General features: G+C 71.5%; 9 protein-coding genes and 4 tRNA genes. 6 read left to right on the top strand and 7 right to left on the bottom strand.

The features are described 5' to 3' along the window. From ACIQV3_RS11975 to ACIQV3_RS11960, 4 genes are all read right to left on the bottom strand, one after another. Window positions 1–2,197, bottom strand: a 2,197-nt coding sequence (locus ACIQV3_RS11975; protein ID WP_403712237.1) for a DEAD/DEAH box helicase, incomplete at its 3' end; no start/stop codon positions are given. A gap of 280 nt (window positions 2,198–2,477) precedes the next feature. Beyond that, window positions 2,478–3,050 (bottom strand): hypothetical protein, encoded by a 573-nt coding sequence (locus ACIQV3_RS11970; RefSeq protein ID WP_403712235.1) that lies wholly within the window; start codon window positions 3,048–3,050, stop codon window positions 2,478–2,480. A 116-nt stretch (window positions 3,051–3,166) separates the two neighbouring features. Then, window positions 3,167–3,541, bottom strand: coding sequence for a fluoride efflux transporter FluC (locus tag ACIQV3_RS11965; RefSeq protein ID WP_403712233.1), 375 nt, complete (start codon window positions 3,539–3,541; stop codon window positions 3,167–3,169). Beyond that, complete coding sequence (locus ACIQV3_RS11960; protein WP_403712231.1) at window positions 3,538–3,981, bottom strand: CrcB family protein; 444 nt, start codon at window positions 3,979–3,981, stop codon at window positions 3,538–3,540. Before ACIQV3_RS11960 ends, ACIQV3_RS11965 begins: the two co-directional genes overlap by 4 nt. Window positions 3,982–4,061: 80 nt before the next feature. On the opposite strand from ACIQV3_RS11960, the gene ACIQV3_RS11955 reads away from it, so the two are divergent. The 4 genes from ACIQV3_RS11955 (at window position 4,062) to ACIQV3_RS11940 (ending at window position 4,875) form a co-directional block, all read left to right on the top strand. Next, a complete protein-coding gene (locus ACIQV3_RS11955) occupies window positions 4,062–4,412 on the top strand; it encodes a metallopeptidase family protein (RefSeq protein WP_403712229.1) in 351 nt (116 codons plus the stop codon). A 178-nt stretch (window positions 4,413–4,590) separates the two neighbouring features. Next, a tRNA-Glu gene (locus tag ACIQV3_RS11950) sits at window positions 4,591–4,663 on the top strand. A gap of 39 nt (window positions 4,664–4,702) precedes the next feature. Continuing rightward, a tRNA-Asp gene (locus ACIQV3_RS11945) sits at window positions 4,703–4,776 on the top strand. A 22-nt stretch (window positions 4,777–4,798) separates the two neighbouring features. Beyond that, window positions 4,799–4,875 (top strand) — tRNA-Phe (locus ACIQV3_RS11940). Window positions 4,876–4,916: 41 nt separating this feature from the next. On the opposite strand, the gene ACIQV3_RS11935 is transcribed toward ACIQV3_RS11940, so the two are convergent. The 3 genes from ACIQV3_RS11935 to ACIQV3_RS11925 form a co-directional block, all read right to left on the bottom strand. After that, the gene (locus tag ACIQV3_RS11935) at window positions 4,917–5,756 is read right to left on the bottom strand and encodes a cytochrome c biogenesis CcdA family protein (RefSeq protein WP_403712227.1); all 840 of its coding nucleotides are present in this window, start codon (window positions 5,754–5,756) and stop codon (window positions 4,917–4,919) included. After that, window positions 5,753–6,520 (bottom strand): DsbA family protein, encoded by a 768-nt coding sequence (locus tag ACIQV3_RS11930; protein ID WP_403712225.1) that lies wholly within the window; start codon window positions 6,518–6,520, stop codon window positions 5,753–5,755. The genes ACIQV3_RS11935 and ACIQV3_RS11930 overlap by 4 nt, the downstream gene beginning before the upstream one ends. A gap of 64 nt (window positions 6,521–6,584) precedes the next feature. Next, a complete protein-coding gene (locus tag ACIQV3_RS11925) occupies window positions 6,585–7,025 on the bottom strand; it encodes a hypothetical protein (RefSeq protein WP_403712223.1) in 441 nt (146 codons plus the stop codon). A 183-nt stretch (window positions 7,026–7,208) separates the two neighbouring features. On the opposite strand from ACIQV3_RS11925, the gene hrpA reads away from it, so the two are divergent. After that, on the top strand, window positions 7,209–11,144 hold the full coding sequence (gene hrpA, locus ACIQV3_RS11920; RefSeq protein WP_403712221.1) for an ATP-dependent RNA helicase HrpA: 3,936 nt from the start codon (window positions 7,209–7,211) through the stop codon (window positions 11,142–11,144). Window positions 11,145–11,213: 69 nt separating this feature from the next. Continuing rightward, window positions 11,214–11,287: transfer RNA gene (locus ACIQV3_RS11915), tRNA-Asp, on the top strand. Window positions 11,288–11,661: the final 374 nt, after the last annotated feature.

The raw sequence follows: 11,661 nt of genomic DNA, 5'->3' as shown, positions 1-11,661 counted from the left end.
AGCGGAAGCCGCCACGGTCGCCACCGCGGTCGTCACGGTTGAAGCCACCCGAGGGGCGGTCGTCACGACGGAAGCCACCACCGGTCGGACGGTCGCCGCCCGAGCGGAAGCCGCCACGGTCGCCACCGCGGTCGTCACGGTTGAAGCCACCCGAGGGGCGGTCGCCACCGGAGCGGAAGCCGCCACCGGCGGGACGGTCGCCACCGGAGCGGAAGCCGCCACCGGCGGGACGGTCGCCACCGGAGCGGAAGCCACCGCCGGCCGGACGGTCGCCACCGGAGCGGAAGCCGCCACGGTCGCCACCGCGGTCGTCACGGTTGAAGCCACCCGAGGGGCGGTCGTCACGACGGAAGCCACCACCGGTCGGACGGTCGCCACCGGAGCGGAAGCCGCCACGGTCGCCACCGCGGTCGCCACGGTCGTCACGGCGGAAGCCGCCACGGTCGCCGCCACGGTCGCCACGGTCGTCGCGACGGTTGTCACGGCGCTCGTAGTTGCCACGGTCGTCACGGCTCTGGAACGCGGGGCGCTCCTCGGCGACCGGCTCGGCCACGGCTGCCGCGACCTCGGCCTCGGCGGCCTCGACCACCTCGGCGACAGCGGCCTCCGGGTCCTCGCCGCGCTCGCGCGCGGAGCGGGCGACCAGACGGTCGGCCTCCTCGCGCAGCTCGACGGCACGGCGCGACAGGCGCTCCAGCTGCTTGGTGAGGTCGGCGACCTCGCGCTCGGCCTGCTTCGCGGCGTTGTTCGCGGAGTCGGCCTGGACCTGGGTCAGCGAACGGGCACCGGTGATCTCGGCGACCTCGGGGTCGAAGGCGCCGACGCCCTGGACGATGTGGCGCGAGGCGTCGACGCCCGCGTCCTCCATCAGGCGGAAGATCTGGCGGCGCTGGTGCGGGAGCGCCAGCGACACGACGACACCGGACTTGCCGGCGCGGGCGGTACGGCCCGAGCGGTGCAGGTAGTCCTTGTGGTCGCCGGCCGGGTCCACGTTCAGGACCAGGTCGATGCCGTCGACGTGGATGCCGCGGGCGGCGACGTCGGTCGCGACGAGCGCGTTGACGTATCCGTCCTTGAAGTCGGCGAGGACGCGGGTACGGGCACCCTGCGTCATGCCGCCGTGCAGCGCGTCGGCCTTCACACCGGACTCGATGAGCTGCTCGGCGATGCGGTCGGCGCCCAGCTGGGTCCGGACGAAGATGATGGTGCGGCCCTTGCGGGCGGCGATGGCGGCCGTGACCGGCGCCTTGTCCTTCGGCTTCACGACGAGGACGTGGTGCGTCATGGTCGTGACGTTGCCCTGCGCGCTGTCGACCTCGTGCGTGACGGGGTTGGTCAGGTAGCGCTTGACCAGGGTGCCGATCTCGTTCTCCATGGTGGCGGAGAAGAGCATGCGCTGGCCGCCGCCGGGGATCTGGTCGAGCAGCTCGGTGACCTCGGGCAGGAAGCCCAGGTCCGCCATCTGGTCGGCCTCGTCGAGGACCGCGACCTGGACGTTCGCCAGGGAGCAGGCGCCGCGGTTGATGATGTCGCGCAGACGGCCCGGGGTGGCGACGAGGACGTCGACACCGCGCTCCAGAGCGAAGATCTGGTTGCTCATGGAGGTACCGCCGCAGACGACCTTCATCTTGAGGCCGAGGACGTCGCCGTAGGGCTGGAGAGCGTCGGCGACCTGCATCGCGAGCTCACGCGTCGGCGTCAGGATGATCGCGCGGGGCTTCTTCTTCTCGGTGTGCCCGCCGGCCAGCGAGGCCAGGGTCGGCAGACCGAAGGAGAGGGTCTTGCCGGAGCCGGTGCGGCCACGGCCGAGGATGTCCTTGCCGGCCAGGGCGTCCGGGATGGTCGCGGCCTGGATCGGGAAGGGCGCGGTGACGCCGTTCTGCGCGAGCTTGCGCACGATGCCGTCCGGCAGACCGAGGTCGCCGAAGGTCAGGGTGGGCTCGGCGTCGGCGTCGGCCTCGTCGGCCGAGTCGTCGGCGGAGTCGTCGTTGAAGTCTTCGGTGGAGTCCTCGAAGGAGTCGCTGGACTCGTCGGACTCGTCGGACTCGTGGTTCGTCACGTCGGCCTCGAGGGCCTCGATGATCTCGTCGGTGACGACGGCCTCAAGGGCCTCGGTGACCGCGAGGGTCTCGGCGTCGACGATCTCGTTGGAGTCGTTCTCGGGCATGACGGAACGGTCAGAACTGGAAATGGACATGCGAAATGCGAAACCTTCCGGAGTCTCGGCACGCGCCCAAACTCCGTGAATCGCAAATCGACCGCCTCAATGCGGTCAGCCACGGTTGGGGAGAGTACGCGCCACACGGCGCTCTTCGGAGTCGGCGCCGGGCAATGGGATCAAACGATCTATAACCATACGCACCCTCCCCCGGGTCTGGCAAGTCCCTCCCCCGAAGACGGCGCTGACCTGCGGAAACACCATCCGCCCGCCAGTGCGGCGGCGGGCGGACGGGGCCGGGTTCGAGCCGGGACCGGGCCTAGGGCTGCGTGCCCGGATCGGGCGACTGCTCGGGCTGCGGGGACTCCGGAGGCGGTGTGGGTTCCGTCACTGGCGGAGTGGGGACCGGCGGTTCGGGAGTCGGCGGCTCCGGGGTCGGGGAGGCGGGCTGGCCGCCGGAGGAGCCGCCTCCACCGGATCCCGAGCCGGACACGGAACCGCCCGGCGGGGGCTGGGGCCCCTGGCCGCCCGCTCCGCCGCCCGGACCGGCCGACGGCGAGGGAGCCCCGGGCGGACCGGCCGGCGCGCCCGGGCTGGGGGAGGCCCCGACCGCGCCGGAGGTGGTCCCGGGCCCTCCGGCCTTGCCGTCCTGGCTCCCCGTACCGCCCTTCGGGCCGTGGCCGCCGCCCTGGCCCCCGACGCTCTTGCCGGACGAGGAGCCGCCGCCGGACGTGCCGCCCTGGAGGCCCGTCGACGCGGAGGGCCCGGGCTTGGCGGCGTCCTCCCCGACACTCATGCATCCCGCGGTCGCCGCCACCGCGAGCGCGGCGACGGCGAGCCGGAGCGAGCGGGAGGGACGCGAGGAGCGGAGGGAAGCGGACAACTGGCGCACGGGGCACCTCCGGAACGCTGGCAAGGGTCCGCGATGAGCGGGTCGATGTGCCCAACTCCCCGCGCCCCGTAAGGGACACGCCCCAGCGCGCCCCAAGGAGAGCGAGGGACGCGCCGTCAGGCGAACAACTGTCCAGCGACCTGGTGACCGAGCGTGACCCCGCCCAGCCCGACCAGCACCGAGGCCGTCACGTTCGCCGCGGCCAGGAACTTCCAGCCCCGCTCGGCCAGGCGCAGCGTTTCGTAGGAGAACGTCGAGTAGGTGCTCAGCGCCCCGCACAGCCCGGTGCCGAGGAGCAGGTTCAGCCGCGAGGAGGCGGCCCCCTCCAGCACCGCACCGGTCAGCGCGCCCAGCATCAGGGAGGCGGCCGCGTTCACGACGAAGGTCCCCCAGGGGAAGACCGAGTCGTGCCGCGCCTGTACCGCGCGGTCGGTCAGGTACCGCAGGGGCGCGCCGACGGCCGCGCCCACCATGACGATCAGCCAGTTCATCCGCGTCCCACCCCTCGCCGCGCTCCCCGCCCCGGGCCGTCGCCGACCGCGCGCCGCGTGAGCACGGCCGCCGCCCACACCGCGCCCAGCGCCCCGGCCACCGTGAGCCCGGCGTACGCCAGCGCGGTACCGGCCTCACCGGCGTCGAGCAGCCGCGCGAAGTCCACGGCGTAGGTGGAGAAGGTGGTGAACCCGCCGAGGACGCCGACCCCGAGGAAGGGCCGTACGAGCGGACGCGCCGACCGGCCGCCCTCGCTGATCAGCACCATGAGGACGCCGATGAGCGCGCAGCCCCCCACGTTGATCCAGAAGGTGCCCCACGGAAAGGCCCCGGGCGCGGCGGGCCACAGCAGCCCGACCCCGTACCGCGCGGCGGCGCCCGCCGCCCCGCCGGCCGCCACGGCGGCGAGCACCCGGCGCTGCGGTTCACATGTCGACACCGGGCCATTCTCGCGCGGCGGGTCCCGGCCCGCCGCTAACGAGCCTCCGCAATCGGGCCGCGGCACGGGAGAATGGCCTCGTGCTGGAAATGACGCGTGACGCGTTCGAAGAGTTGGTGGCCGAGGCGCTGGACACGATCCCCGAGGAGCTGACCCGGGTCATGGACAACGTGGCCGTCTTCGTGGAGGACGAACCCGCCTCCGACGACCCCGACCTGCTCGGCCTCTACGAGGGGACCCCGCTCACGGAGCGCGGCGAGTGGTACGCCGGGGTCCTGCCCGACCGGATCTCGATCTACATGGGGCCGACCCTGCGGATGTGCGGGAGCACGGACGAGGTGGTCCACGAGGTCGCCGTGACGGTGGTCCACGAGATCGCCCACCACTTCGGCATCGACGACGAGCGGCTCCACGAACTCGGCTGGGGCTGACCTCCCGGGGCGCGAGCCGGGCCCCGCCTGGCCCGCTCCGGGAGCGCCCCGGGCGCGAGCCGGGCCCGCTCCGGGAGCGCCCCGGACCCGCCCGCGGGAATCGTTTTGGCGATCGCCGCCGGGATCCCATATGCTTCTCACGTCCCCGACGCGCTGGAAAGTGCCCGGCGGGCCTTTAGCCCTCATCGTCTAGTGGCCCAGGACGCCGCCCTTTCAAGGCGGTAGCACGGGTTCGAATCCCGTTGGGGGTACGCAATACCGTGTGCGAGACTTGTTCTCGCACATTGCAAGGACCTGTGGAGCAGTTGGTTAGCTCGCCACCCTGTCAAGGTGGAGGTCGCGGGTTCAAGTCCCGTCAGGTTCGCTGAAGCCGGAAACGGTTTCGTGGCTGGGTAGCTCAGTTGGTACGAGCGATCGCCTGAAAAGCGATAGGTCGCCGGTTCGACCCCGGCCCCAGCCACCAGAGAACGAGAAGGCCCCGTCCATCGGACGGGGCCTTCTTCGTCATTCCCCGCGGACCTGCGCCGCCCGGGCCCGTCGGCGCCACTGCACCAGGCCCACGCCCGCGGCCGCCACGGCCACCAGCCCGAGCAGCGCCCAGTCCGGAACCGCGTCCGCCACGGCCTGCACCCACTGCTCCACCGCGAAGGAATCGTCCACGTCGAGCAGCCCCGGCAGGGCGCTCGCCCCGTCGTAGGCCAGGAACAGCGCGCCGAGCAGGATGAAGAACAGGCCCGAGGCGAGCGAGGTCGTGTGCAGTTCGAGCCGGCCGAGCGAGAAGGCCCGGCCGCGCAGCCAGCGCCTGCGTCCCAGGTCGAAGCGCTCCCAGAGCAGCGCCAGTACGAACAGCGGCACCGCCATGCCCAGGGCGTACACCGCCAGCAGCAGGCCTCCGTACACCGGGCTGCCGCTGACGGCCGCCACCGTCAGGACGCTGCCGAGGATGGGCCCGGCGCAGAAGCCGGCCAGGCCGTAGACCGCGCCCAGCGCGTACACCGACAGGGCGGTGGTCGGCCGGATCCTCCCCGACAGCTCCGAGATCCGCCGCGAGGCGAAGCCGAGGCCGAGGAGCTGCGCGAGGCCGAGCCCGATGATCAGCCAGCCGCCGAAGAGTACGAGGGCCTCGCGGTTGCCGTGGAAGAACCGTCCGGCGTACGAACCGGCCGCCCCCAGCGGTACGAGGGTGCTCGCGAGACCCGCGTAGAAGATCCCGGTGCGCGCCAGCAGCCGGGAGGTGGAGTCGATGAAGTACGCGAAGAAGGCGGGCAGGAGCAGTGCGCTGCACGGGCTGAGCAGCGCGAGGAGGCCGCCGAGCAGGGCGGCCAGGTATCCGGCGTCGGTCACTTCGCGGCCGCCTGCGCCTTGGCCCTGGCGATGGCGGCCTCGAAGGCCGCCGCGGGCTGGGCTCCGGCGAGGGGCTGTCCGTTGATCAGGAAGGACGGGGTGGAGGTGACGCCGATGCGGTACCCCTCCTCCTGGTCCTTCGCCAGAGCGGCGGCGGCCTTCTCCCCCGCCATGTCCGTCTCGAAGCGCTCCAGGTCCGGCACCCCGGCCTCGCGCGCCAGCTCGGTCAGCCGTTCGGCGACGAAGCCCTTCTCCTTGGCGCCCTCGGCGTACGCGGCCGCGTGGAACTGCGCGAAGCGGTCCTGCTGCCCCGCCGCCCAGGCGGCCTTGGCGGCGGCCTCGGAGTCGGCGCCGAAGATCGGGAAGTTGCGCCACTCGATGCGCAGGGTGCCGTCCTCCACGTACTTCTTCACGAGCGCGGGTTCGGTGTCGCGGGCGAACTTTCCGCAGTAGCCGCACTTGAAGTCGGAGTACTCGATCAGGACGACGGGGGCGTCGGCCCGCCCGGCGGCGAGCTTGTCGCCGGACTCGCGGCGGGCCAGGGCCTTGAGCTGCGCGGCGGGATCCGTGGCGGGTCCGGCCTCCGGAGCGGAGGTCACGGACGACCGGGCGGTGCGGTCGGTGCCGTTGGCGCCGTGATCGGGCTTGGTGGCCTGCCAGGAGACGAGGCCGAGGGTGACGGCGGCGAGGGCGACCCCGGCGGAGATCAGCAGGGGCTTGCGGGAGGAAGAGGAGGAAGAAGGGGAGGAAGGGGAAGCGGGCATGCGGGTGCTCCAGAGCTGTGCGGACGGGAGGGGACGGACCGGGCGGCCGATGCGGCCGGTCCTCCTAGACCCGCATCACGGACAGCTCCAGCAGGCACGGCGCCGACGGGCCGGGCCCGCGTACGGGGACCCGTACGGGTATCGCCCGGGCCGGGACCTCCACCTCGGGCCCCTGCCGCGCGGGCGGCGCCTGGGCCTGCGCCTGGTCGGATCCGGCCCGTGCCGGCAGGGCGGGTACGCCGTCCCGGCCGGGGGACCCCGGGGCGCAGGCGGGCCCGGCCGGAGCGCCGGAGGCGAAGGCCGCGGCGGGAGCGGAGCCCGGCTCCGCGGGAGCAGAGGCCCTCGCGGCCCCCTGCCCGAGGGCTGCGGAAGCAGCGGCGCCCGAGACGGCCGGGGCCGCCGGGACCGCCGGGACCGCCGGGACCGCCGCCTGGAAGGTCCCCGTCAGCAGGGCCCAGCCCAGCAGCACCGCGAACACGCACCGGAGGCGGCGGCTGCGGGACATCGTGGGCGGCCTCTCACTGGGACGTCACGGGGGACGTCGCTGAGACGTCACGGGGGACGTCGCTGGGAACACGTCGGGGGACACATCGGGGTAACGCTCGGTTGACTCGTCCCGAAATGGTACGGGTCGGCCCCACAAATGCGTTCGCCACCCGGCACCTACGGGTGAGATCCTCGACCAGGTATGTCTACTTCCTTCGCCGCCCTGCAGACGCTTCTCGGTGAGATCTCCCTCCGTGACGCGCACCGCCTCGGCCGCCGCCTCGAAGGCGCCCGCCGTATCCGCAAGCCCGAGGCCAAGCAGGCCGTACTCGACGAGATCCGCGCGGAGGCCGAGAAGGCCGCCGTGCGACTGGCCGGGCGCGCCTCGCGGAAGCCCGAGGTCACGTATCCCGAGAACCTGCCCGTCAGCCAGAAGAAGGACGAGATCGCCGAGGCGATACGCGACCACCAGGTCGTGATCGTCGCGGGCGAGACCGGCTCCGGCAAGACCACGCAGATCCCCAAGATCTGCATGGAGCTGGGGCGCGGGGTCCGGGGCATGATCGGGCACACCCAGCCCCGCCGGATCGCGGCCCGCACGGTCGCGGAGCGCATCGCGGAGGAGCTGAAGTCCGAGATCGGCCAGACCGTCGGCTGGAAGGTCCGGTTCACCGACCAGGTGGACCAGGACGCGACCTTCGTGAAGCTGATGACGGACGGCATCCTGCTCGCCGAGATCCAGACGGACCGCGAACTGCGCGCGTACGACACGATCATCATCGACGAGGCCCACGAGCGGTCGCTGAACATCGACTTCCTGCTCGGCTACCTCGCCACGCTCCTGCCCACGCGCCCCGACCTCAAGGTGATCATCACCTCGGCGACCATCGACCCGGAGCGCTTCTCCCGGCACTTCGGCGAGGCCCCGATCGTCGAGGTCAGCGGGCGCACGTATCCGGTCGAGGTGCGCTACCGGCCGCTCCTCGAAGACGACTCCGAGGACAGCGACCGCGACCAGATCACCGCGATCTGCGAGGCAGTGGACGAGCTCCAGGCGGAGGGGCCGGGCGACATCCTGGTCTTCCTCTCCGGCGAGCGCGAGATCCGCGACACGGCGGACGCGCTGGAGAAGCGCAAGCTCCGCCTGACCGAGGTCCTCCCCCTCTACGCGCGCCTCTCGCACGCCGAGCAGCACCGGGTATTCCAGCAGCACACCGGACGCCGGATCGTCCTGGCGACCAACGTCGCCGAGACCTCGCTGACCGTCCCCGGCATCAAGTACGTGATCGACCCGGGCAGCGCCCGCATCTCGCGCTACAGCCACCGCACCAAGGTCCAGCGGCTGCCCATCGAGCGGATCTCGCAGGCCAGCGCCAACCAGCGCAAGGGCCGCTGCGGCCGTACCTCGGACGGCATCTGCATCCGCCTCTACTCCGAGGACGACTTCCTGACCCGTCCGGAGTTCACGGACCCCGAGATCCTGCGCACGAACCTCGCCTCCGTCATCCTGCAGATGACCGCGGCCGGCCTCGGCGAGATCGAGAAGTTCCCCTTCATCGATCCGCCGGACCACCGCAACATCCGCGACGGCGTGCAGCTCCTCCAGGAGCTCGGCGCGCTCGACCCGGACGAGAAGGATCATAAGAAGCGGCTCACCCCGATGGGCCGCCAGCTCTCCCAGCTCCCCGTGGACCCGCGCCTCGCCCGCATGGTCGTGGAGGCGGACAAGAACAACTGCGTCCGCGAGGTCATGGTCATCGCGGCGGCCCTGTCCATCCAGGACCCGCGCGAGCGGCCCTCGGACAAGCAGACGCAGGCGGACCAGAACCACGCCCGGTTCAAGGACGAGACGAGCGACTTCCTCTCGTTCCTGAACATGTGGCGCTACGTCCGGGAGCAGCAGAAGGAGCGCGGCTCCTCCTCCTTCCGCCGGATGTGCAAGCAGGAGTACCTGAACTTCCTGCGGATCCGCGAATGGCAGGACATCTATTCGCAGCTGCGTACGGTCGCCAAGGGCATGGGCATCCACGTCAACGAGGCCGACGCCCCCGAGACGAGCGTGCACATCTCGCTGCTCGCCGGCCTGCTGTCGCACATCGGGCTGAAGGACACCGACAAGAACGAGTACCTGGGCGCCCGGTCGGCCAAGTTCGCGATCTTCCCCGGCTCCTCGCTGTTCAAGAAGCAGCCGAAGTTCCTGATGTCGGCCGAGCTGGTGGAGACTTCGCGGCTGTGGGCCCGGGTCAACGCCAAGGTGGAGCCGGAGTGGGTGGAGCCGCTCGCCCAGCACCTGATCAAGCGCACGTACAGCGAGCCGCACTGGGAGAAGGACCAGGCGGCCGTGATGGCCTTCGAGAAGGTCACGCTGTACGGCGTGCCGATCGTCGCCCAGCGGAAGATCAACTACGGCCGGATCGACGCCGAGGTCTCGCGCGATCTGTTCATTCGCAACGCCCTGGTCGAGGGCGACTGGCGGACCCACCACAAGTTCTACGCCGACAACCGCAAGCTCCTCACCGAGGTGGAGGAGCTGGAGAACCGGGCCCGGCGCCGCGACATCGTGGTCGACGACGAGACGCTCTTCGACTTCTACGACCAGCGGATCCCCGAGCACGTGGTCTCCGGGGCGCACTTCGACTCCTGGTGGAAGCACAAGAAGCGCGACGAGCCCGAACTGCTCGACTTCGAGCGGGAAATGCTCCTGACGGAGAAGGCGGCCGGGGTCACCAAGGCCGACTATCCGGACTCCTGGACGCAGGGCCGCCTGAAGTTCCGGGTGACCTACCAGTTCGAGCCGGGCGCGGACGCGGACGGCGTGACCGTCCACATCCCGCTCCAGGTGCTGAACCAGGTCACGGACGAGGGCTTCGACTGGCAGATCCCGGGCCTGCGCGAAGAGGTGGTCACGGAGCTGATCCGGTCCCTCCCGAAGCCGATCCGCCGGCACTACGTGCCCGCGCCGAACTTCGCGACCCGCTTCCTGGCCACCTCGCACCCGCTGCAGGAGCCCCTGCACGTGACGCTGGCCCGGGAGCTCCAGCGGATGGTCGGGGTACCGGTCAGCGCCGAGGACTTCGACCTGACCCGGATCCCCGACCACCTGAAGATCACCTTCCGGATCGTCGACGAGCGCCGCAAGAACCTCGCCGAGGCCAAGGACCTGGAGGCCCTGCGGATCCAGCTCAAGCCCAAGGCCCGCCAGGCCCTCTCGCAGGCCGCCGCGGCCACCGCCGAGCGCGAGGGCGGGGAGTCGGTGGAGAAGACCGGGCTGACGGACTGGACGATCGGGACGCTGACCAAGGTCTTCGAGACCCGCCGGGCCGGCCAGCCGGTGAAGGCGTACCCGGCGCTCGTGGACGCCGGTACGAGCGTCTCCGTACGCCTCTTCGACACCGAGGCCGAGCAGCAGCAGGCGATGCGGCTCGGTACCCGGCGCCTCATCCTGCTCAACATCACGGTGAACCCGGCGAAGTTCGCCTCGGACCACCTGAGCAACCAGCAGAAGCTGGCGCTGTCGCGCAATCCGCACGGCTCCATCCAGGCGCTGTTCGACGACTGCGCGACCGCGGCGGCCGACCACCTGATCGCCCGGCACGGCGGCCCGGCATGGGACGAGGCGGGCTTCCGCAAGCTCTACGAGGCCGTGCGCACCGACCTGGTGGACACGACCGTACGGACGATCACGCAGGTGCAGCAGGTGCTGGCCGCCTGGCAGGCCTGCGAACGCCGCCTGAAGACCACGGCCAGCCTCGCCCTGGTGGCCAACGTCCAGGACGCCAGAACGCAGCTCGCGGCCCTCGTGCCGGCCGGCTTCGTCACGCTGACCGGACTGCGCCGGCTGCCGGACCTGATGCGCTACCTGGTGGCCGTCGACCGGCGGCTCCAGCAGATGCCCACGGGCGTCCAGCGCGACACCACGCGCATGGAGAAGGTCCACGAGATGCGCGACGAGTACCTGTGGCTGCTGGAGCAGTTGCCGAAGGGCAGGCCGGTCCCGGCGGAGGTCACCGAGATCCGCTGGATGATCGAGGAACTGCGGGTCAGCTACTTCGCGCACGCCCTCGGAACGGCCTATCCGATCTCCGACAAGCGCATCGTGAAGGCGGTGGACGCGGCCGCCCCGGGACCTGCTCGGTGATCGAATTCGACTGCACCCCCTGAGCTGCGGTACAGTCTGATTCGCAGCCGCCCAGCGGCCGCAAATCAAGGACCTGTGGAGCAGTTGGTTAGCTCGCCACCCTGTCAAGGTGGAGGTCGCGGGTTCAAGTCCCGTCAGGTTCGCAAGATCATCAGGGCCCGCATCCTCAGGATGCGGGCCCTGATGCGTTTCCGGCGCCCGGCCGTGATGCCCACACCCGGGCATGAGGCCGCCCACCAGCCCGCCCACCAGCCCGCCCCACGGCCCCGATTGGGCTCCTGAGGCACCCGGCACCCCACCCGGCCCTCCCGAGCGCCCCGAAGGCCTCCTGGAGGCCGCCTGAAGGCCTGACGCGCACCTGCGGGCAAATTCCCGCCGCCAACCCGCCCGAAGGCCCCTCCGGAGCCCGCACGGGTCCACCCGTGCCCCCTCGGCCCGTGGCCCGGAAAACCGCCCGTTCGGCCGATGCGCTCTGCGTGACACGCCCCTTTACGGGGTGCATTGCCTGATCCACAAG

The organism is Streptomyces sp. NPDC099050, from assembly GCF_044759865.1.
Lineage (GTDB): Bacteria > Actinomycetota > Actinomycetes > Streptomycetales > Streptomycetaceae > Streptomyces.
The sequence above is the reverse complement of the archived record's forward strand: the minus strand, read 5'-3'. Positions and strand labels throughout refer to the sequence as shown.